Source organism: Psychrobacter sp. TB20-MNA-CIBAN-0197 (assembly GCF_040309765.1).
GTDB classification, from domain to species: Bacteria; Pseudomonadota; Gammaproteobacteria; order Pseudomonadales; family Moraxellaceae; genus Psychrobacter; species Psychrobacter submarinus.
The window spans coordinates 1-249 of record NZ_JBEOPC010001128.1 but is presented as its reverse complement, the minus strand read 5'-3'; the positions used below and the strand labels follow the sequence as shown (position 1 = coordinate 249).

At 62.2% G+C, this 249-nt stretch carries 1 pseudogene; it reads left to right on the top strand.

From position 1 onward, the window contains the following. Positions 1-249, top strand: a pseudogene (locus AAEY83_RS17450) (hypothetical protein); the annotation flags it as partial.

The following is a 249-nucleotide window of genomic DNA, read 5'->3' as shown; positions in this document are numbered from 1 at the left end:
GTGCAGTACACCGACGGTGCCGAAGCCGCCGACAAGGGCGAGTTCCGCCACTACATGCTCAAGGAAATCCACGAACAACCCGCCGTGGTCCAACGCACCCTCGAAGGTCGCCTGGGCAACAATCAAGTGCTGGTCGAGGCCTTCGGTCCGCAAGCCGCCGAGCTGTTCGCCAAAGTGCGCAATGTGCAGATCGTCGCCTGCGGCACGAGCTATCACGCCGGTATGGTCGCGCGTTACTGGCTCGAAGAA